At 28.2% G+C, this 23494-nt stretch carries 18 protein-coding genes; 12 read left to right on the top strand and 6 right to left on the bottom strand.

The genetic code is table 11. The features are described 5' to 3' along the window. The first annotated feature begins 115 nt into the window (after nt 1-115). The 7 genes from QP548_RS07295 (at nt 116) to QP548_RS07265 (ending at nt 8780) form a co-directional block, all read left to right on the top strand. Nucleotides 116-1375, top strand: coding sequence for an ABC transporter substrate-binding protein (locus tag QP548_RS07295; RefSeq protein WP_061427337.1), 1260 nt, complete (start codon nt 116-118; stop codon nt 1373-1375). A gap of 88 nt (nt 1376-1463) precedes the next feature. Continuing rightward, nucleotides 1464-2369 (top strand): carbohydrate ABC transporter permease, encoded by a 906-nt coding sequence (locus tag QP548_RS07290; RefSeq protein ID WP_003451894.1) that lies wholly within the window; start codon nt 1464-1466, stop codon nt 2367-2369. Then, nucleotides 2366-3223, top strand: a complete 858-nt coding sequence (locus QP548_RS07285; RefSeq protein WP_061427339.1) for a carbohydrate ABC transporter permease — start codon at nt 2366-2368, stop codon at nt 3221-3223. The genes QP548_RS07290 and QP548_RS07285 overlap by 4 nt, the downstream gene beginning before the upstream one ends. 18 nt (nt 3224-3241) lie before the next feature. Next, nucleotides 3242-4111 carry a PIG-L deacetylase family protein gene (locus tag QP548_RS07280; protein WP_061427341.1) on the top strand — a complete coding sequence of 290 codons (870 nt, stop codon included), beginning with the start codon at nt 3242-3244 and terminating at the stop codon, nt 4109-4111. A gap of 12 nt (nt 4112-4123) precedes the next feature. Further along, a complete protein-coding gene (locus QP548_RS07275) occupies nt 4124-6469 on the top strand; it encodes a glycoside hydrolase family 65 protein (RefSeq protein WP_061427343.1) in 2346 nt (781 codons plus the stop codon). Between the two features lie 76 nt (nt 6470-6545). Then, entirely contained in the window at nt 6546-7421 is an 876-nt protein-coding gene (locus QP548_RS07270; RefSeq protein ID WP_061427345.1) for an HAD hydrolase family protein, read from the top strand. 69 nt (nt 7422-7490) lie between these two features. Next, nucleotides 7491-8780, top strand: coding sequence for a glycoside hydrolase family 16 protein (locus QP548_RS07265; RefSeq protein ID WP_061427347.1), 1290 nt, complete (start codon nt 7491-7493; stop codon nt 8778-8780). A gap of 151 nt (nt 8781-8931) precedes the next feature. Here QP548_RS07265 and QP548_RS07260 read toward each other — a convergent pair whose 3' ends face one another. Continuing rightward, complete coding sequence (locus tag QP548_RS07260) at nt 8932-9099, bottom strand: hypothetical protein (RefSeq protein ID WP_004458952.1); 168 nt, start codon at nt 9097-9099, stop codon at nt 8932-8934. A 184-nt stretch (nt 9100-9283) separates the two neighbouring features. Between QP548_RS07260 and QP548_RS07255 the strand changes: the two genes are divergently transcribed. The 4 genes from QP548_RS07255 to QP548_RS07240 all read left to right on the top strand — a co-directional run bounded on the left by QP548_RS07255 (nt 9284) and on the right by QP548_RS07240 (nt 16596). After that, entirely contained in the window at nt 9284-9754 is a 471-nt protein-coding gene (locus tag QP548_RS07255) for a hypothetical protein (RefSeq protein WP_061427349.1), read from the top strand. Between the two features lie 297 nt (nt 9755-10051). After that, a complete protein-coding gene (locus QP548_RS07250; protein WP_061427351.1) occupies nt 10052-10579 on the top strand; it encodes a hypothetical protein in 528 nt (175 codons plus the stop codon). Between the two features lie 477 nt (nt 10580-11056). Continuing rightward, nucleotides 11057-15769 (top strand): S8 family serine peptidase, encoded by a 4713-nt coding sequence (locus tag QP548_RS07245; protein WP_075808019.1) that lies wholly within the window; start codon nt 11057-11059, stop codon nt 15767-15769. A gap of 590 nt (nt 15770-16359) precedes the next feature. Then, complete coding sequence (locus QP548_RS07240) at nt 16360-16596, top strand: hypothetical protein (RefSeq protein ID WP_003451889.1); 237 nt, start codon at nt 16360-16362, stop codon at nt 16594-16596. A gap of 259 nt (nt 16597-16855) precedes the next feature. Here QP548_RS07240 and feoB read toward each other — a convergent pair whose 3' ends face one another. From feoB to QP548_RS07220, 4 genes are all read right to left on the bottom strand, one after another. Beyond that, nucleotides 16856-18865, bottom strand: coding sequence for a ferrous iron transport protein B (gene feoB, locus QP548_RS07235; protein WP_061427353.1), 2010 nt, complete (start codon nt 18863-18865; stop codon nt 16856-16858). A gap of 214 nt (nt 18866-19079) precedes the next feature. Beyond that, complete coding sequence (locus QP548_RS07230) at nt 19080-19301, bottom strand: FeoA family protein (protein WP_003456171.1); 222 nt, start codon at nt 19299-19301, stop codon at nt 19080-19082. A 30-nt stretch (nt 19302-19331) separates the two neighbouring features. Further along, on the bottom strand, nt 19332-19550 hold the full coding sequence (locus tag QP548_RS07225; RefSeq protein ID WP_003463636.1) for a FeoA family protein: 219 nt from the start codon (nt 19548-19550) through the stop codon (nt 19332-19334). 49 nt (nt 19551-19599) lie between these two features. Then, nucleotides 19600-19866 carry a FeoC-like transcriptional regulator gene (locus QP548_RS07220; protein WP_061427355.1) on the bottom strand — a complete coding sequence of 89 codons (267 nt, stop codon included), beginning with the start codon at nt 19864-19866 and terminating at the stop codon, nt 19600-19602. A 749-nt stretch (nt 19867-20615) separates the two neighbouring features. Between QP548_RS07220 and hcp the strand changes: the two genes are divergently transcribed. Further along, a complete protein-coding gene (gene hcp, locus QP548_RS07215; RefSeq protein ID WP_175582440.1) occupies nt 20616-22271 on the top strand; it encodes a hydroxylamine reductase in 1656 nt (551 codons plus the stop codon). 650 nt (nt 22272-22921) lie between these two features. On the opposite strand, the gene QP548_RS07210 is transcribed toward hcp, so the two are convergent. After that, nucleotides 22922-23410, bottom strand: a complete 489-nt coding sequence (locus tag QP548_RS07210) for a GNAT family N-acetyltransferase (RefSeq protein WP_061427357.1) — start codon at nt 23408-23410, stop codon at nt 22922-22924. Nucleotides 23411-23494 lie beyond the last annotated feature (84 nt).

Genomic DNA, 23494 nt, shown 5'->3' with positions numbered 1-23494 from the left:
AAATGTATTATTTATTAATAAATTAAATGATTTTATAATTTAATCATAAGAGGAACTTAATAATTTATAAGCTATGACATCATTAAAGGGTGGATAAATTAAAGGGGGAAGAGATATGAGAAAAAAAATTCTAAGTGCAATTCTATGTATGATGATTGGAGCAACTGCAATGGTAGGATGTGGTGACAAAACTGATTCTACTCAAGCAAAAGATGGTGGTAAAGTAAAGCTTCGTATGACTAACTGGAATAATGAAGATACAATGAAAGATATGTTAAAGTATTTATCTGAAAAACTACCAAATGTGGAAATAGAGTATCAATTTATTGATAACTCAAACTATAACACAATAGTAGATACTCAATTATCAGCTGAAGAGGGTCCAGATATAATTTGTGAATCTCCAGCATCAGCTTTAAAACATGCTAAATTAGGATATCTAGAAAATGTAAACGATTTGGCTAAGAAGTATTCAGATTCAGGTACTAATGTTTATAAGTACGATAATAATGTATATGCTTTACCAGGAATAAGTTGGTTTGAAGGAATATATTATAACGAAAAATTATTTGAAGAAAATAATATTCAAATACCTAAGAACTTTGATGAATACATTGAAGTTTGTAAGAAATTCCAAAGCTTAGGAATAAAACCTTTAGCAGCAGGATTAAAATCATGGGAACCTTTATTAAAGAATTCTATGGCCTTTGTAACAGCAGAGTATTTATCAACAGATGCTGGTAAAAACTTTGGACAAGAGTATAGAGAAGGAAAAGTTAAGTTAGATGGTACATGGAATATGTACTTAGATAAATGGTCAGAAATGATAAAGGATGGAATATACACTAAAGATATGACTGGAATAGACCACGATCAAGCTTTAGAGGAGTTTGCTACTGGAAAAGCTGCAATGTATTGTTCAGGACCATGGGACTTAGAAGCAATTATGTCAAAAAATCCTGATTTAAAACTTAATATGATGCCATTTTACGGAACAAAACCTAGCGATGGATGGTTAATAGGTGGACCTGGATGTGGATTTGCAGTAAACTCAAAATCTAAAAATAAAGATGCAGCAATGGAAGTATTAAAAGCTATATCTACAGAAGAAGGACAAAAAGCTTTATGGGAAAACAATCAAGGAGGATCTTCTTACTTAACTGGAACTTCATTCACTCTTCCAAAAGCCTTTAAGGGAGCTGAAAAAGCTATAAATGCAGGTCATATTTATTGCCCTTGGAATGAATGGGGAGATGCAGGATCAGCACATGTAGATTACGGTAAACAAATGCAGAATTACTTACTTGGAAACCAAGATCTAAAAACCACTTTATCTAATGTAGATTCTGCTGCAAGTGAACTTATAAACAAATAAAATTAACTTTTTTGCTCATAATTCTAATTTATTTAGGGTTATGAGCAATTTTAAAAAACTTGTCTAGCATTTTAAAGGAGGAGACTACATGGAATTAGTTAAAAAGAAAAGAAGAACGCCGGGAACTTTAGGGAAATACTTTTATGTTTTTGTATTACCAGCTTTAGCAATTTACTTAATATTTAGTATTGTACCATTTTTATACACAATATTTTATAGTTTTACTAATTATACAGATATAAATCCTATTAATTTAAGTTTTGTTGGATTTGAAAATTACGCTAAGGTATTTTCAACACCAGTAATGATGACTGGTATTAAGAACTCAGTAATATATGCTATAGCTCTTACAGGGTTACAAACAGTTTTGGCATTACCTTTAGCAGTATTATTAGATAAAAAATTAAAAAGCCGTAATTTATTAAGAGCTGTATTTTTCTTTCCAGCAGTATTCAGCTCATTAATAATAGGTTACTTATGGAATTTTATACTTTCATCATCAGATTATGGTTTAGTAAATAATATATTACATTCTTTAGGATTAGACACAATAAATTTCTTCACAACAAATAAAGCTTTATTTTCTGTAATTTTTACTCAAGCTTGGCAATGGACAGGGTGGGCAATGGTTATATTCTTAGCAAATTTACAATCAATACCTAAAGAATTATATGAAGCTGCAAGTATTGATGGAGCTGGAAGTTTAAAACAATTCTTTCATGTAACACTTCCATTAATGTGTCCATCAGTAAAAATAATAGTTGTTACAGGACTTATAGGTGGTATGAAAGTTTTCGATATCATATATTCAATGACTTCAGGAGGACCAGGAAATGCTACTGAAACAGTTATGACTGTTATGATGAAAAAAGGTATTTCAGATGGATTCTATAGTACAGGGGCAGCCTTTGGAGTATTATTCTTTATTATAGTTCTTGTAATAAGTGGAATAACAACGAAATTAATGGGGAAATGGAGTGAGTCTATATCATGATGAATAAAGTGAAAAGTAGTGGAATTAAGAAAAAAGACAAAAAACTATGGGGATTAGAATTAGCAATGATTCTATTAGCTGCTATATGGTTTATACCAATTTATTATCTTATAGTAACAACTTTTAAATCTCCTCAAGAAGCAACCGCTAGTCCATTAGGAATTCCTAAGACTTGGATTTTTGAAAATTATTCTAATGCGTGGAAACAGATGAGTTTTCCAAGAGCTTTTGGAAATACAGTGTTTATAACTGCCACAGCGGTTATATTGATTGTTGTTTTTGGATCTATGGCTGGATATGCTTTAGCTAGAACAAAAACTAAACTTGGAAATCGTATGTTTTTACTTTTCCTTGCAGGATTAATAGTTCCATTCCAAATGAATATAGTAAGCTTATATAAAATAGTAAAGAGTTTACATCTTATGAATAGTGCCTTTGCTGTAATATTAGTAAACGTAGCCATAAACACACCTCAAGCAATATTTTTATTTAAAGAATTTATAGAAGCTACTATTCCAATGGAGTTAGAGGAAGCTGCAGATATTGATGGATGCGGAGTATTAAAAAAGTTTTTTAGAGTTATATTACCACTTTTAAAACCAGTTATTTCAACTGTAGTTATAATAGTAACTTTAAATGTTTGGAATGAATTCTTAACACCTTTATTATTTTTACAAAGTAGAGAAAATGGAGTTATTTTACAAGAAGTATCTAGAAATATAGGGCAATTCTCAACTGACTGGACAGCACTTTTCCCAATGTTAATGCTAGGAGTTGCACCTCTTATGGTATTCTATGTATTTATGCAAAAATACATAATAGGTGGAGTTACAACAGGAGCTGTTAAAGGTTAAATGGCGAGGTGATAATTTATGAAAAATATTAATATAGACAAAGATTTTGGAAGTATTATGATAATTGTTCCCCATGAGGATGATGAATTACTTATGACAGGAGGAATAATAAAAAATGCCCTAGAAAGTGGAGTCGATGTGAAGGTAGTAATGGCTACTAATGGAGATTATGATTGTAAAGATTTTTCTATAGGAAGGGCAAGAATTAGTGAAAGTATAGAAGGCTTAGAACTTTTAGGGTTACAAAGTGAAAATTTAATAGTCCTTGGATATGCAGATACTGGAATGCCTAAAGAAGAAAGTTTTTTATGGAATCTTTATGAAGAGAAGGATGAAAATAAAATTTTAGAGTCTAGTTGTTCAAAGGAAACCTATTCTTTAGAGAATCATAAAGAATATCACTTTAAAAATTTTAATGAACATAGTAAATATACTAGAAAGAATTTTCATGATGATTTATTAGGAGTAATAGAAAAATATATGCCAAAAAATATTTTTACAACCTCTGAGTTTGATACCCACGGAGATCATAGCGGATTATATTGTTTTGTAGTTGAAATACTGAAAGAACTTAGAGAAAAAAATAACTATGAACCTAATTTATATAGTGGCATAGTACATTCTTGTGATGGGGATGAAAATTGGCCTATTATTACTGAAGAAGTTAGTGAATTTACATGTCCAAAACTTCTAGAAGAAACTTCAAACTTAAAATGGAATGAAGCATTAAGTTTTATTGTACCTAAAGAAATGCAATGTAATAATTTAAAAGAAAATTTAAAGAGAGAAGCAATTTCAAAACATAGGACAGCATTGAAATCAGATGCCATTGAATTTTTATATTCCTTTGTGAAAAAGAATGAAGTTTTTTGGAAAATAAAGTGGTAAGGAGAGAGTAATATGGAAGATTATAGAGAGCCTATTTATAAAATAGAGCCTTGGAATATAACAGAAGAAGAATTTCTTTTAAAAAATAATTATAGAAATGAAACAACATTTTCATTGGCTAATGGATATATAGGTACTAGAGGCACATTTGAAGAGGCATATGATTTTGATGTTGAAACAGGATTAGAAGGAAACTTTGTAAATGGCTTTTATGAAAGTGAGCATATAAGGTATGGGGAATGGAATTTTGGTTTCCCTACAGAAAGTCAATCACTTTTAAATCTTCCAAATGCTAAAATAATAAAGCTATTTATAGAAGATGAAGAATTCAGTATGCTTACAGGTGAAATAGAGGATTATAAGAGAGTTTTACATATGAAAGAGGGAAGGATAACTCGAGATCTTATATGGGTATCACCTAAGGGTAAAAAAGTAAAAATTAGCATAAGTAGATTTGTTAGTTTTAATAATAAAAATTTAATGGAAATACGTTATAAAGTTACTCCTTTAAACTTTAGTGGAAATTTAAAATTTATCTCTGCTATTGATGCAAATGTAGAAAATCATACAAGAAAAACTAATCCTTTAGTTGATTATGGTCCTTTTGGTAAAAGGATTGTAAGGGATTATATAGATTCTATAAAAGATGAACTTTACTATGAGGGAACAACATTAAATAGTGAACTTACAATAACTTGTGGAGCAGTAAATAAAATATCAGCAGAAAACTTTATAAGAAAGAATTTTAAAAATTATGAGCTTTGTGGGGTATCTTATGAATTTTATGCTAAGGAAAATGAAGAAATTATATTAGATAAGTTTATTGCATATAGTACATCTTTAGATATGAATGAGGAAAAGTTACATGGCTTTATAAAAACTATTTTAAGTGAGGCTGAGGAAAAAGGATATATAGAAGCTGAGAGAGAGCAAAAGGAACATATTGAAGAGTTTTGGAGAACCGCTGATGTAATTATTGAAGGAGACAATGCACTTCAACAAGGAATAAGATTTAATCTTTTTCACCTTATGCAATCAGCTGGGAGAGATGGTAAAACCGGAATGGGAGCTAAAGGGTTAAGTGGAGAAGGATATGAAGGACATTATTTTTGGGATACAGAAATGTATGTAATTCCTGTATTTGTATATACTAAGCCGGATTTAGCTAAGAGATTACTAGATTATAGGTATTTTACTTTAGATAAAGCTAGAGAGAGAGCAAGGGTATTAGGACATGATAAAGGAGCTTTATATCCATGGAGAACAATTAATGGAGAGGAAGCATCAACATATTTTCCTTTAGGAACGGCTCAATATCATATAAATGCAGATATAGCATATGCCTTTAAGCTTTACGTAGATGTTAATGATGATTTTGACTATTTAAATGATAAAGCAGCTGAGGTTTTATGTGAAACTGCAAGGGTTTGGGCTGATGTAGGATCATTTTCTGAGTATGTAGGAAATAAATATTGTATTTGTGCTGTAACTGGACCAGATGAGTACAATGCTATAGTTGATAATAATTTTTACACTAATCTTATGGCCCGTGAAAACCTTAGAGATGCAATATGGGCATTAAATAAGATTAAAGAAAAAGATCAATTAGCTTATGATAATTTGGTTAAAAAAATTAATTTAAAAGACGAAGAAATAGAATATTGGAAAAAAATAATTGAAAATATGTATCTTCCTTATGATGAGAAAAGAGGGGTGTATCCTTTAGATGATGGCTTTATGAAGAGAAAGCCCTGGGATGATTCAAAAATACCTAAAGAAAAGAAACATCTTCTTTATGAAAATTATCATCCTCTATTTATATTTAGACAAAGGATGTCAAAGCAAGCTGATGCAATTTTAGCAATGTATCTTCATAGTAATCTTTTTAGTATAAATGAATTAAGAAGAAACTATGATTTTTATCAAGAAGTAACATTACATCATTCCTCTTTATCAACGTGTATATTTGGTATTTTAGCTAGCCAAATTGGATATGATGAGGAGGCCTACAAGTATTTTTCACAGTCAGCAAGAATGGACTTAGATGATTATCACAATAATTTTTATGCAGGAATTCATGCTGCAAATATGGCAGGAACTTGGCAAGGTATTGTAAATGGTTTTGCGGGGCTTAGAACTAATAAGGGAGTTTTAGAATTAAATCCTACAATACCTAAGGAGTGGAATGCATATAGTTTTAAAATTTTCTATAAGAAGAATCTATTAGAAATAAAAATTTCTAAAGATGAAATTGAAATAAGACTATTAGAGGGAGAGAATTTAGAATTATATATATGTGGAGTCAAAGTTTATCTTGAAAATTTAGGTGAAATAATAAAAATACCAGCTAAATTATAGTTTAGCTGGTGAAAATAAAACTTTTAATTTGCTTTGTTTAAATTGAGTATTAATAAGAAAAAAGGGAGAGTGTTTTATGAATAAGGGGTATAGAGCTATCTTTTTTGATTGGGATGGTACCGCTGTAACTTCTAGGAAGGCACCAGTAGATGAAATAGTTTCAAGAATGAAGGGATTACTTAATAAGGGAATAAAACTAGCAATAATTAGTGGAACTACTATTGAAAATATTGCTGGTGGAAGATTACAAGATTATTTTACTGAAAAAGAATTAGAAAATTTATTTTTGGGCTTAGGTAGAGGGGCATATAATTATAAATTTAATAAAAATAAAACTTTAGAGTTATTCAATAGTATGATACCAGAAAAATCAGTTCTTTTAGATGTTCATAAGGCTTGTTTTGATATCCATATGAAGCTTTTAGAAGACTATGATTATAAGACGGATATAGTTTTTAGCAGACCCAATTACTGTAAAATAGATCTTATGGTTGATAATAATAGGGGAGAGCAACTATTTCTTCAAGAAAATGAAGTTGATATATTAAAAGAAAATTTAACTAGGCATGGATTTAATGAGGGGATTTTAGAACTTATTAAAATCTCTGAGGAAATAGGAAAGAAATATGGCTTAGATTTAGTAGTAACAACAGATGCTAAATACTTAGAAGTTGGAGTTTCTAGCAAAAGTGATAATGTAAATACAATTTTAAGGTATTTTAAAGATGAATTTGGAATATTACCAGAAGAATGTAGCTTTTGGGGAGATGAATACATAGGAATTGATGAGGGTTTATATGGTAGTGATAGCTTTATGATTACTGATTCCTCAAAAAATGGAGATTTCTTTGATGTTTCTAATTTAAAAGGAAAAAGACCAGAAGAAGTAATAATTTTATCAGGGGGCGTTGAAAGATTCTTGGAATTTTTAAGTTCACAAGAAAATTTATAAAGTTTTGATATTTATAATTTTTTTATAAATATATTTTATAGGTCAAACTTTTAAATTGGAGGGGTATTTTTGAATAGAAAAGGTGTATTAAGATTCATGTTTGTCTTTATGTTACTATTGTTGCTACCGTTTACTATTTCAAAAGCAAAGGATTTTCCAGCAAATCCAATTGAAAAAGCTGGATATAAATTAGACTTTTCTGATGAATTTAATGGTCCTACATTAGATAGAGAAAAATGGACTGATTATTATTTACCACATTGGTGCAAGGATCCTGAAAGTGCTAAGGCTAATTATCGCTTTGAAAATGGATCACTTGTTGAATATATAACTGAAGATCAGAAACCATGGTGCCCAGAGCATGATGGAACTGTCAGATCATCTGCCATAATGTCTTTTGACAAAAGTTGGATACATAATTTTAGCGGAACAACTGATAACCATGAAAGGAATGAGTGGAGAGGTTATACAACTAAATATGGATACTTTGAAATTCGTGCTAAGATATCTAACACAGGTGGTGGAGGCCATCAAGCTTGGTGGATGGTTGGTATGCAGGATGATACTAATGATTGGTTCAATTCAAAACAAACAGGAGAAATTGATATATTAGAAACTTTCTTTAGTAAAAAAGATACATGGAGAATAGCTGCATATGGATGGAATGATCCAAACTTCCAAACATCTTGGACTATTTCAGAAGATAAAGTTCCATCAGGAAATCCAACTTCTGAATATCATATTTATGCAATGGAATGGACTCCTACTGCTTTGAAATTCTACTATGATAATGAATTATTCAAGGTTATATATGGTTCACCAGACTATGAAATGGGAACAATTTTAAATATATACACAGATGCAGGTTCAGGTGTTCATAATGATGTTTGGCCTAAGGAATGGGCAATTGATTATATGAGAGTTTGGAAACCAATAGATGGATATAAAGAGAATGAAAGTTTAAATAATTACTTAATAAGAAATAGACAAACAGGAAAATTCCTTTATATTGAAGAAAATAATGATAAAGTGTCTTATGGGGACATAACTTTAAACAATGAAAAAAATGCAAAATGGAGTAAAGAATATAGAGATGGATACACTTTATTAAAGAATAATGAAACAGGAGAATATTTAAATATAGAAAACCAAACTGGATATATAGAACATGGTAAGGTTCCAAAAACTTGGTGGAGTGCTCAATGGAGTGAAGTACCAGTAGATGGATATACAAGGTTTGTTAACAGATGGAAGCCTAATATGTCAATACATACAGAAAGTTATGAAGGTATTTTACAGTATGGAAATGTTCCAAATACTTATTGGACAAGTCAATGGCAACTTATTCCTGTAGAATAAAAATAAAATTTTAAAAGTGTTTTATTAAAAAATTAAGTTTGACCTATATATTAATCAAAAGAGGGAGTTTTATTTTAAGTAAAGCTCTCTCTTTTGTTATTTTATACTCTCTTTGTAAGTATTTAATGTTAAAAATAAGAATACTTAATTTTTATAAGTTTCTAACTTTTCTGTGGCCACATGCTGGACATTTAAAGACAAGTTTATTTTCTGAATCATAGTCATATGCAAAAGGATTTTCATCCATCTCTTCTCCACAGATTTCGCAGATTTCTTTTATTTCAATTTTCTTATTATTTGATGAATTACTTCTTTTCAATTTAATTTCTCCTTTTAAATATAAAGTTTAAAATTATAGGGTTAAATTAACCTATATAAAAACAATACATCTTTTTTATTTTTACTTCAATTGTAATTTTTTTTAATAAAAGATATAAAAAATATTGTGGAAAAAATATCAATATATATAATTAAATGTATATATGAAATAAGGGGGAGAGTCAATGACTATTAAAAAATTAAGGGAGTATTTAAAGAAAAATAAAGTAGTTGTTTTATCAGTATTATTAATAGCAAGTATGTTCTTTGGTATTTATAAAAGTACAAAGGTATATTTATATGAAAAAAGATTAGATGAAGAACTTAAGTACAGTATTAGACAATTTGCCTATGCAACCTTAAATTCTAGTGGAGAAGAAAGGAATGAGGATGTTTATGCTAGTATGAAAGCCTGTAAGGAGATTGTTGGCCTTTGGGATGGAAGAGGGGGTTACACTAATAATGAAATAACCCTGTTAAGAGCTTTTTGTAATTTAGAGTATTATTGGAAAGTGGAGCGTGAAAGAATAGAGTTGTTATTGTCTAATAATGATTTTGGATGGCTTATATATGATATATCCATGAATTTAGAGAATAGTAATTACATTAAAGATTTTATTGATTTAATAAATGGAGATGTTAAACCAAAATTTTGATGTTTTTCATAAATAAAAATTATGTAGTGATCTAAGAGAACTGGTAAAGTTTTACTGTTTATGTTATTATATAAAATATAATAACAAAATGTTAACAAAAGTCATTTTATTGTTATGTTTTAAGTTTTTATTAAAAGTGAGTGCTATTTTATATAATAAATAATATTAGTTATTATCAATAATACAATATAGCAAAATAGAAATTTTGAAATATTAACAAGCTATAAAAACTTAATGTATGACTAAAGATTAAATTATTTAAGGAAATAATATATTTCTAAATGAAGGAGTACAGCAATGGGAGTTACTACATATAAGACAAAGAATGGAAATTTTATAATTGATTCTAAAAAACTAAATGAAAAAGTTACTGAGGTTTATAAAACTTATGGATTTGATCTTAATTTATATGAATTTGAAGATGAAGTAGATAAGGTTTTTTATCTTAGATATGCAGTTATGAAACTTAAGGAAGAATTAGTTGGAAGAAAGAATAAGTCTGAAAAGAAAAAACTAGCTGAAAATTGGTATGATATGATGTCAGAAAAATTTGGTGTTGACTGGGATAAAGAAAATGCTTGGTGCAAGTATATTTCAGAGAAATATATATTAGCAGAAGTTACTCCTAATGGTAAAGAAGTTCCAGAAGCTTATTATGATACAAAGGTAGAGGCTATTATGGAGTTCTTAAAAATGGGAGCTTGTGATAACCTTAAGGTTTTTAGAGGTACAGTTGTATGTAAAGATATTTGTGGAGAAGAAGTATTAATTTCACTTAGAAAAAAAGATGATTATGTATTCCCTCCATTTCGTAAGGGATTTTAAAAATTATAAAGAGAGATAAGTTTAAAATAAACTCATTAGGTATAATATTTCATTAAACCTAATGAGTTTATTTTTATTACTATAATTAACGTTATCAATGATTTATTAATAAACTATTAATAATGTTAATTATAATTTATTAAACAGCGAAATTGATATTTTTAAAAAAAATTAATATATAAGTAGGTAGGGGAATCAAAGTAATACTGCCTTTTAAAGGGATTTAATAGAATTTATTTACAAAAAGTTAATAAAAAGAACACTTTCAAAAAATTAACTGATAATGTATAATCTATTAAAATATAAATAAAGTGTTAAGAGAAATTAAAAGATTAAGGAATTAATGTAATAATTTAAATTTATTAGTTTCTATATAAAGCTTAAAATTTTTTTATAATATAAATATTTGGTAGGGGCAACTAAGTATTTATTATAAAAATTTTTATAAATAACATAATAAAAAGGGGGACAAATTTAATGAAGGAACAGAAAAAGCAGATGAAGAGGTTTTTATCCTCAACGCTCAATGGTTTGGTGGTATTGGCTCTTATAATGCCTAGTAGTGTAGGAACTAATGTAATGGCAGAGGAAATTCAAAATGGGACAAGCCATACAGTAAGAAATTTAGAGAATATTGCTAGGGATGAAATTTATTTTAAGTATCAAAATCCAAATGAAGTAGTAAGAGTTATAGTTGAACTTGAAAAGCCAGCAGCTATAGAGGAAGCTAAGGCTGAAGGTGAGAAAAAACCATCTGAAGCAAAAATTCAAGAAGTAAAAGAAGAACAAAAAGATGCTAAGGATGAAGCAGAAGAAATTACAGGAGAAAAGATAAATAAAAGCTTTGGAACCTTAATAAATGGATTTAGTATCGATACAAAAGTAAAAGATATAGAGGAATTAAAGAAAATCGATGGTGTAAAAAGCGTAAAAGTTGTAAAGACTTATTATCCAGCTATGAATTCTGCTAAAGATTTAACACAGGCAGTAGAAACTTGGAAAGAGTTAGGCTTAAAAGGTGAAGGAATGGTTGTTTCTATTATAGATTCAGGAATAGATCCAAATCATAAAGATATGAAAATAATAGATTCATCAAAAGCTAAGCTTAATAAAGAAAATTTAAAAGATGGACCAGGAAAATATTTTACAGAAAAAATTCCATATGGTTACAATTTTGCTGATGAAAATGAAAATATTATAGATACACATCCAAAAGTAGATATGCATGGAATGCATGTAGCAGGAATAGTTGCTGCCAATGGAAGTGATGAAGAGGTTGCTAAAAATGAGGCAATAAAAGGAGTAGCACCAGAAGCACAATTATTAGCTATGAAAGTTTTTTCAAACAATCCTAATAGACAAGGAGCTGCTGAGGATGATATAGTAGCAGCCATTGAGGAATCTGTTAATCAAGGAGCAGACATAATAAATATGAGTTTAGGATCTTCTGCTGGATTCCAAAAAGAAGATGATCCAGAACAAATAGCCGTTAAAAAGGCTGTGGATGCTGGGGTAGTCGTTGTTGTGGCCGCTGGAAATTCACAATATTCAACGGCTCCATACAAGGTTCCAGATATAAAGGATACTGGTTTAGTAGGAGCTCCTGGAACTGCAAAGGATGCACTTACAGTAGCAAACTATCATAATAGTAAGATGTTATTACCAACAATAAGCTTTGAAGATAATGGTGAAGCAGTTAATATACCATTTATGTTATCAGGAGAAGAAAATAGTCTTAATTTAGATAAAGACTTTGATTTAGTAGATTGTGGACTTGGAAAGGTACAAGATTTTAAAGGAAAAGATTTAAAGGGAAAAGTTGCCTTAATAAAAAGAGGGGAAATTACTTTTATAGATAAAAATTTAAATGCACAGGCAGCTGGTGCTGAAGGGGTAATAATATACAATGGAGATGGTGATGAGTCATTTATAAATATGGCAACAGATCCAAAGGTTAAAATTCCATCAGTATTTGTTAAAAATTCAGATGGGGAAAAATTTAAAAATGCTATTAATAAAAGTTTAAAAATAAAATTTACAAACAATAAAATATTAGTTGCAAGTAGTGATGCTGGTGATTTTGTTGAATCATCATCATGGGGACCTACTCCAAGCTTAGACTTTAAACCACAAATATCTGCACCAGGTGGAAATATATATTCAACTATAAATGATAATAAATATGGTATTAAGACTGGTACATCAATGGCAGCACCACATGTTGCTGGGGGAGAAACATTAATAGTTGAGGGGCTTAAAAAGGAAAATCCAAATCTTAAGGGAAGGGATTTAGTAGAATTAGCAAAAAATACAGCAATAAGTACTTCTAAGATAGAGATGGATAAAAATAATCCTAAGATACCTTATTCACCTAGAAGACAAGGAGCTGGTCTTATGCAAATAGAGGAAGCTCTTAAAAATAAGGTTGTAGTATTAGATGAAAATAATAATTCTACTGTGGCATTAAAGCAAATAGGAAATGAGAAAGAATTTATATTAACATTAAAAAATTATGGAGATAAAGAGGCTGAGTATGATGTTGAAAATTTAGGTGGAGTTTTAACAGAAACTAGCGATACTTTAAAGACTATGTCTCATGATGTAAGGATTGAAGGGGCAAATCTTAAGTTTGATAAAAATAAAGTTATTGTTCCAGCTAAGGGTACAGAAACTTTAAAAGTGAAATTAACAATACCTAAAGCCGTTTCAGAGGATAGATTTGTTGAGGGATTTATTAAACTTACAGGAAAAGATGTTCCATCATTATCAGTTCCTTTCATAGGATATTATGGAGATTGGGGAAAAGATCAAATAATAGAAGCTATGAATTGGGATAGTAAAAATCAAAAGTTTATAGTTCCATCAGAAGTATTAACAAATTTAAATGGATCAATTGGGTACAAGCTAGGTTTAGGATCAAAAGATGAAAAGGGAAATCTTAAAGTAGATCCTAGTAAAATAGCAATATCTCCAGATGGAAATGGAAATGGTGATATCATAGCTCCATATTTATATTATTTAAGAAATGCTAAGGTAACTGAATTAGAGTTATTAGATAAAGATAAAAAATCCTTAGGAGTTATAGGACATGAAGACTATATAAGAAAAGAGGAATATAGTGAACCAAGTGGAAATGGAAAAGCTCCAAACCTATTTGAGAACTTAACTTGGGATGGAAAGCTATATAACCAAAGTACAGGAGAAAAGGAAGTTGTACCAGAAGGACAATATTATTTAAATATAAAATCAAAAGTTGATTATGATAATGCTAAAGATCAAGAGGTAGTTGTTCCAGTACAAGTTGACCTTACTGCACCTAATATTGAAATAACTTCAGGAGACAAAGTATTAGGCAATAAGGATGATAATGAAGTAGATTATAAATTAGAATGGAATGCTAAGGACAATGTTTCTATTATACCAGATATAGCTACAGTGTATGTAAATGGTAAAAGTGTAAAAGCTAATATAAGTGAAAGTAATGGCACTTATAGTTGTGACATAAAGTTAAAAAACAATGCTTTAAATGAAGTTAAGGTAGCTATGAATGATACAGCATTTAACTTAGGTGAAGTATCTAAGAATATAAAGGTTGAATCTTCAGATCCATTAATAAAATTTGAAGGTAACTTTGGAACTGCTACTTTAAGTGTTGATAATTCTTTAGAATATCTAGTAAAGGGAGTAGTTTTAGGTCCAGTAAAAGAATTTAAGTTAAATAATGAAGATGTTAAGGTGAATGAAGATGGAACTTTCTTACATAAAGTTGCTTTAAAAGAAGGTATGAATAAAGTTAATATTTATGCTAAAGATGAAAAAGGAAATGTGTTATATAATTATGCTAGTAATATATTATGTGATACTAAATCACCTATAATAAACTTATCATCTCCAAAGGTAGAATCAGATGGTATAGTTATAACTAATGAAGATAAAATAAATATAAAAGGTACTGTTGAGGATAACACATTAGGATATAAATTCTATAAAAATGACACTATTCAATTAGAAGTTGAAGAGAGAGCTAAGCCAGGAAATGATAGTACAAGAAGAGAGTTTTCATATGAAGTTCCTGTAAAAGATGGAGATGTTATAGTATTAAAGGCCGTTGATGTATTAGGTCATGAAACTCTTAGAAAGCTTACTGTTAAGGTTGATAAAAATGCTCCAGAAGTGACAATTGGAGGAGTATCAGATCAAGGAATATACAATAGTGATGTAACTCCAAAGGTAGTTTCTAATGAAGATGCAGAAATTAGTTACTTATTAAATGGAAAAGATTATGATGGAAAAACTCCTATTTCAGAGGATGGAAACTATGAGTTAATTGCAAGGGCTACAGATAAAGCTGGAAATAAGACAGAAGTAAAAACTAACTTTACTATAGATAAAACACCAGCAAATATTTCTGTTAATAATATTGAAGATGGAAAAGTATATAATGAGGAAATTATTCCTGAAATAGCTAGTAATGAGGAAGCTACTTTTAAATATACTTTAAACGGAAAAGAATATGATGGTAAGTCTAGTATAAAAGAAGATGGTGACTATGTTTTAAATGTACAAGCAACAGATAAAGGTGGAAATGTATCAAATAAAGAAGTTAAGTTTTCTATAGATAGAACACCTGCTAATATATTTGTAACTGGAGTTGAAGAGGGTAAAGTTTATAATGAATCTGTTACTCCAATAATTGAGATTGATGATAAGGATGCAACTTTAAAATATACTTTAAATGGAAAAGAATATGACGGAAAATCAAGAATAGATGAAGATGGTAAGTATATCTTAAAGGTTGAAGCTTTAGATAAAGCAGGAAATCCATCAGAAAAAGTTATTAACTTTGCTATAGACAGAAGTTCCTTAAAAAATTCAGAAAAGGATGATCCAAATAACAATAAGAAATATAATGAACCTATTGAGGAGGAAATAGTACAAAAGCCTGAAGCTAAAACTGATTCAAAAGAGGAATTAAAGGCTAATAAGCTTAAAGAAGAGAATAAAGTTAGTGAAGAAAATAAAAGTAATGAAGAGAACTCAGTTAAAGATGAAAAACTTCTTAAGAAAGAAGGAACATTGCCAACAACAGGACAAGTTCTTGGAGGATCTATGCTATCTTTATTAGGAGCTATAATGGCTTCAGTTGGAGCTGTTTTCTTAAAAAGAAAAAATAAAAACAAGGAAGAATAGTAAATAGAAAGTATTTAAAATAAATTAATAAATTTAGGATATTTTAAGGGGATTATTTAAAAATATAAAGTAGATAAAGAGTTTTCTTATAGGGTAAACAAAGAAATTTGTTTATACTTAGGAAGGCTCTTTACTTTCTTACTAATAAAGATGATTATCTTATAAAAAATAGATTATATTAATAACTTTAGACTTTATTTTAGTGTAATAATAAATTTCTTTTTGCAATTTTAAGTATATATTTTTTATAAAAATGATACTTTTTAAATAAGGAAAAAATACCATATTTATTCAATAGAAAATGTTTACATTGATAGGGTAGAGTAGTATAATAAAAGTGTAAAGAGAAAGAGGTATTACTACAAAATAAGGTTTAAAAATTTTAGAATATAAACCTAAAATGGATTATTTTAAAACTTGTAAAAGTTTATAGAGTACTGGATTTTGAATTTTGCTTTTTAATTAACAGTTATCTAATTCTCTTTTCATAAGATATAGCTTTAATGAAAATTTATGTGTTTTTAGGACTTTACATACTAATATGATTCATTTTATAAGGAATTTATGATTATTAAAAGGGGTGTTGTAATATGTTACACAAAGGCAATGAAAAAATAAAAATAACTTTTAATGAACATTTTTTAAGTAGAGTCGATTTTATGAGAGCTGTTGTTAGATACTTAATGAAAAATGATAGGGACTGTAAAGTAATAGATTTTTATCATTTAATAGTCGATGATAAAAAATATTATTTAAGAGATCAAAATTTAACACCTGAAGGTGCAAAATGTATTCAAAATGCAATTTTAATTCCAGTAGATGAGTAAAATTTTATATTTTTATATAAATTAAAAAGATTAAGAGATTTAAAAATAATTCTCTTAATCTTTTTAATTTTTTATTTAGTTAATTTCATATAAAGTTAGTAGCATATAAGCAAATAGAGGGGTTTAAAAAAGAATATTTTCTAAGTTTGTATATAATATTTTAAATTGAAAGAACCAAGAGACTATTGGAAGGAGATCTCTTGGTTCTTATAATAATTATAACTAAAATAAATAATTATAATTAGAAGGCATATTTAATTTATTGAAAACCTAGCAATAATCCAACTTGATATACAAGTGTTGATAAAACTAAGGCAATTACAAATGTATATACAGCGGAGAATATAGTCCATTTCATAGAATTAGTTTCCCTTTTTATTGCCCCTAAGGCTGCTAAGCAAGGAGTATATAAAAGAGTCATAACTAAGAATGAAACTGCTGAAAGTGGAGTAAATACCTGTTGAATTACATTTATTAAGGCTTCCCCTTCTTCAACTCCAGCATAAACCATACCCATTGTTGCAACTACTGACTCTTTAGCTAATATACCAGTTATTAATGATACACCAGCTTGCCATGTTCCATATCCAGCTAGTACAAATAATGGAGCAACAAAGCTACCAATCATACCTAAAATAGAGTGTTCACTATTTGGTTCAACTCCTAGTGGTAATACAGATAAAGCCCAAAGAACTATCATCATTGGGAATATAATCATTCCAGCTTTCTTGAAGAAAGCACCTGCTTTTTCCCACATTAAAAGGAATACATTCTTTATAGATGGCATTCTATAAGAAGGAAGCTCCATTACAAAATATGAAGATTCACCTTTAAATAAAGTTTTGCTAAATATTTTTCCGCTTATTAAGGCAACTATAATACCTAGCACATATAAACTAAATAATACTAAACCTTGATGAGTAGGGAAGAATGCTTCAACGAATACAGCATATATAGGCATTCTAGCACCACAGGATATAAATGGATTAATAAGTATAGCTATCATTCTATCCTTTTTGTTTTCTAAGGTTCTAGTAGACATTATTCCAGGAACATTACATCCAACTGAAACTATCATAGATACAAAGGTTTTTCCATGCAATCCTAAACCCCTCATAAGTCTATCCATAACATAAGCAGCTCTTGCCATATATCCACTATCCTCTAAAAGTCCTAATAAGAAGTACATAACCATAATTAATGGTAAGAAAGAAAGAACAGCACCTACACCACCAAATAGTCCTTTATCTATAAAGCCTACTAGTAATTCAGGAGCACCAATATTAGAAAACCATTCAGATACAATTACACCTGCTTTAGCTATAAGGTCTCCAAACCATTCTTGAATTCCAGCACCAATAATAAAGGTTAATTCATATAAACAATACATAATAAGTGCGAAAATAGGGATTCCTAAAAATTTGTTTGTAACTATTTTATCTATTTTTTCAGTAGTTGTTACTTGCTTTTCACTAGGTTTCTTTATTACATCCTCAGTAATTGATGATATAAAAGAATACCTTTTATCAACAATAGACATATCTGCTTCAAAGCCTATATTTTTTTCTATGGTCTTATTACTTTCTTCAAGCTTATTAAATATACTTGGAGCATTTAATTGTTTTATTTTATCTTTTATATATTCATCATTTTCTAAAAGTTTTAAAGCTGTCCAATTAACAGGAAACTCCAATTTATTTTTATATGTTTCTAGCAAAGAAGAAAGGTTTTTTATTTCATCTTCAATATCTTCACCATAATTTATATTAATAAGTTTTTCATTCTTTTTTAAATGGATAGAAGTTTCTATTAATTCTTCTATTCCTCTATTTTTTAAAGCTGATGTTTTTATAATAGGAACACCTAATCTTTTAGAAAGTTTATTTGTATCAATTTCTATATTTAAAGCCTCAGCTTGGTCAATCATATTAAGAGCAATAACCACATTTGCTCCCATTTCTATAAGCTGAGTAGTAAGATAAAGATTTCTTTCTAAATTAGTTGCATCCACAACGTTTATAACCACATCAGGTTTGTCCTTTAATATGTAATTTCTAGCAACAATCTCATCTTCTGAGTATGCTCCTAAGCTATAAGTTCCTGGTAAATCAATTACCTTGTAGCTTTCACCTTTAAACTTTAAAGTACCTTCTTTTTTTTCTACTGTAACACCGGGCCAGTTTCCTATATGTTGTCTTGATTTAGTAAGCAAGTTGAAAAGGCTTGTCTTACCACAGTTAGGATTACCAGCTAATGCAATAGTTAACATTAATTTTCCCCCTTAATAAAGTTTTAAATTTAGTAAAATACCCAATACCAACTCTAAAAGATTTTTATTTAGTCTTTTAGATAAACCATTTATATATTAATTAAAAAATAAATTATTATATTAAAGTATGTTTCTTATTAATACATAAAATATCTCAATACACCATTTAAAATATAATAATATTCATTATCAATTAAAAACGAAAATATATAGCTTAGATTTCTTTAACAAAGATTTTATTTGCTAAAGTTTTATCTAAAGCAAGACGTGATCCACTTATACTAATTATTAGTCCTGTAGTATCATTTTTAATTACATCTATAATATTTCCCTTTGAAATTCCTATTTCCATAAGTCTTTTTCCTAGGGAATCATTAATAAGCATTCTTTCTATCTGAATAGAACTGCCTTCTTTAGTCAAAGACATAGGTATCATAAAAAGTTCCTCCTTTTAAGATATTAAGTACTAAACTAAAATGCTTTTAGCCTCGTTTTTTCTTAGAGTTAACTTATATCCTCTTACAATAACTTCAATAGGATCACCAAGAGGAGCCTTACCTGTGATTTCTAAAGTAACGCCAGGGGTAATTCCCATATCTAATAATCTTCTTTTTACAATACTGTCTTTTTGAATTCCTTTAACAATAAGTTTTTCACCTACTTGTTTTTTTTCTAAAGTATCCATTTTGCATATCCCTCCTAATTATAAAAACCTTAATTTTATCTAATTAAAATTATTTTTGTAAAATTAGTAATCCTTTCTCAGTTATTTCCCAGCCTGAAATAGAATTTAAACTTTTAGAACTCCCACAACCACATCCACATGATGAGCATTGGTCTTGAGAGCAGCCAGATAAAGATATTTTCTTTATATATCCCTTTTGTTCTAATTGTTCTTTGTAAATCTCAACCATTGTTTCACTTATATTAAGTTCTTTAGCAATAGTAGAGGATGAGAATTCATTTGAATTTTTCATTATTTTTAAGATAGCTTTTAACATTATATCACCTCTTTACATATTCAAGAAACAAATGATAATTAATCTCAATTGTTATTATAAGGAATTTGATAATTATTTTCAATTGAGTTTTTCTATAAAATATTTCTATTAGAGTAAAATAACTCCTTTAGAAATAGATATCCTAGTAAATACTGGTATTAACTTAGATTTTTATTTTAAAGGAATAAAATAAGTAGGAAATTAAGTTATTTAGGTATGATATAAAATAAAAGATATTAGTTTATGAGTGTAACTATTTAAATAAATTTTATTTGAAGTAAAAATAAAAAAAAGTGAGAAATATATTCTCACATAATAGTAAAATAAATTAATTTAAAAATCAGTTTTGAAATGAGGTTACTAAAATAGCAATATAAGTTTATACATAATTTTATTAAAGTGAATTTGCTGTGTAAGTAAATTTGTATGGAATTTAAATAAAGGAGATGTAGATAGTGAAAAAACCTTCTAGGGAAAACCATACTGTACAAAAGTAAGGAGGTGTTTATGTATAAACCTATATAATTATTTATATGTAATTTCTGTATTTTGGTGAATAACTTTAAATATGCTAGTATGCTTAAAATTTTGAATTAAGTTTAACATTATTTCGCATAATAAAAAATAATATTTATAATTTATAGATTTAATTATATTAAGCAATAACCTTTATAGAAGTAGTTAATTTTAAATATAACAATTTGATTTTATATTAATTATAATAAATAAAATTTAAAGGAGGAATTAAGTTGGAAAATTCATTAATGTTTTGTTATCAATGTGAGCAAACAGTTGGAGGAAAGGGGTGTACTAAAAGAGGGGTATGTGGTAAGACTCCAGAAATAGCAAATCTTCAGGATTTATTAATTTACCAATTGAAGGGAATATCATGTTATGCAAAAGAAATACTTGATAAAGGAGGAAATATTGATCAAGAGGTGGTGAAGTTTGTAGAAAATGGGCTATTTACAACCTTAACCAATGTAAACTTTGATCCACAAGTTCATATCAATCTGCTGAAAAAATCTCAAAAGATAAAAGAAAAGCTTAGAAAGATTGCTCCAAAAGGAGAATATCCAGAGCATGCTATATATAATCTAAGTGAAAATAAAGATGAGATGTTAAAAGATGCTATTAAAGCTGGAATAATGTATGATGATAGCTTAGATCAAGATATAAGATCTTTAAGATCAACAATTTTATATGGATTGAAGGGAATAGCAGCATATGGACATCAAGCTAGGTTTATTAACTTTATAGATAAGGAAGTAGATAATTTTTATTTTAAAGCCTTAGAAGCCACTACTAATAATAAACTAAGTTCAGAAGATTTAATAGAATTAACTATGAAAACTGGAAATATAGCTATTGCAGTAATGAAGTTATTAGATGATGCTAACACAAGTAAATATAAGAATCCGACTCCTCATAAGGTAAATATAACTTTAAAAAAAGGACCTTTTATAATAGTATCAGGACATGATTTGAGAGATTTAGAAATGCTTTTAGAGCAAAGTGAAGGAAAAGGAATAAATATATATACACATGGTGAGATGTTACCAGCTCATGGTTATGATGGATTAAAAAAATATAAGCATTTAGTTGGGAATTTTGGATCTGCATGGCAAAACCAACAGAAGGAGTTTGATGACATTCCAGGATGTATTTTAATGACAACAAATTGTTTAATGCAACCTAGAGAAAGCTACAAGGATAGAATATATAGTACCAGTGTAGTTGGTTGGGAAGGAATAAAACATATAAAAGCTGATGAAGATGGATATAAAGATTTTTCAGAGATTATAAACAAGGCTCTTGAACTTGGTGGTTATGATGAGGATGAAGAATATAAAGAAATTTTAGTTGGTTTTGGACACAAAGCGACTTTAAGTAATGCAGAAAAAATAGTCTCTGCAGTTAATGATGGAAATATAAAACATTTCTTTGTAATAGGAGGATGTGATGGAGCAAGACCTGGAAGAAATTATTATACAGACTTTGCAAAATTAGTACCTAAGGATTGTATAATTTTAACTTTGGCTTGTGGAAAATATAGATTTAATAAATTAGAGTTTGGGGAGGTTGCGGGGTTACCAAGATTATTAGATATAGGACAATGTAATGATCTGTATTCAGCAGTTAAAATAGCAACAAGCTTAGCTGATGCTTTTGATACCAATGTAAATTCATTGCCTCTTAGCATAATACTTTCATGGTATGAACAAAAAGCTGTGGCTGATTTATTGGCACTGTTAGCTCTTGGGATAAGAGGAATATATTTAGGACCATCATTACCGGCTTTTTTATCACCAAATGTACTTCAATATTTAGTTGATAACTTTGATCTTAAACCAATAAGTACTCCAGAGGAAGATCTTAAAAGTTGTTTAAGACAAAATTTATAATAAAATATTAAAAAGTTATATCAAAAAGGAGGAAATAAGTTTTAGTTTAAAGTATAACAGTAAAAAAATAAGAGAAAGTTAATTCTTTCTCTTATTAAGAGTGATTTTAAAAAGCAAGACCTAAGTCTTGTAGGTTTATGCTTTTTATTTTAATTAAGATTTAGATTAGTTTAAAGGAGATTTTAGGGTAATATTATTATAGGAGTCTTTAGTTTATTATGTTTATACTTTAGTAAATTTCTTTTAAGCAATTCTTAGATACTGAATTAATAAGATTACTTAAATATAAGGTTCTTTAGTTTATTGTTCTTTAAAGAGTTTATTCTATTATAAACTTTAAGTAATTATGTAAATGGATTAATCCATAATTTGGCTTATAAAATAAATGTGTAGCTAATTTGCAAAAAAAGAATTAGAGGAGAGCATTAACATAGCCACACATTTAATTAACTATAGTTTTTAGTTGTGTCATTTACATAGATATATAAAATGAACACTATTTTGAAAGTTAGCTATTAATAAAAATATAAACTATTTAAACTTAACCTTTAAATATATTATTTTTGTATCTTCATTAAGGATTATAGACATAGTTTTAGATTTCTATACAATTTACATAAAATAATTTTAAAATTTAAAAAGGATTATTATTACCTTAGTTTTTTTATTAATAAGGTTCTACCATCTTGCAAAAAGATTCTAGTGTCAGAAAAGCCATTGTTTTTCCCAAAAAGTTCATTTCTTTTATTAGTAGGGGTAAGTTCTATAGTTTTAGCACCTTCTTTTATCATTTTTTCTTCAAGCTTACTATAAGCAATCTTACCTAAGCCTTTATTTCTAAATTCTTTGTTTATACAATACTCTAATATTATAGATTTTCCACTTTCATCAATATATATAATGTAAGTTGCAAAACCTAATATTTTATCTTTTTCCTTAAAAAATATTATTTTTAGGGGATTAAAATCTCTTTCAGAAAGTTCTAAAACAGAATCTTTATATTCTTTCGATAAAAAATATTCAAAGGTTTCTTTAGAGGGGGGACTTATTTCAAAAATATAGTTTATATAATCATGGAACATATTCCAAAATAGATTTAAATCCTTAAAGCTTTTAATTTCATAAATTTTAATATTCATAATTAAATATTTAAAGTTTATAATTAAATATAAACTTTATAATTAATCCTCCTTTCAAATTATAAACTTATATATATTAAGTAA

The sequence above is a fragment of the Clostridium sp. UMB9555A genome (assembly GCF_030222355.1).
GTDB lineage: Bacteria > Bacillota > Clostridia > Clostridiales > Clostridiaceae > Sarcina > Sarcina perfringens.
This window is presented reverse-complemented; position numbering and strand designations above follow the sequence as displayed.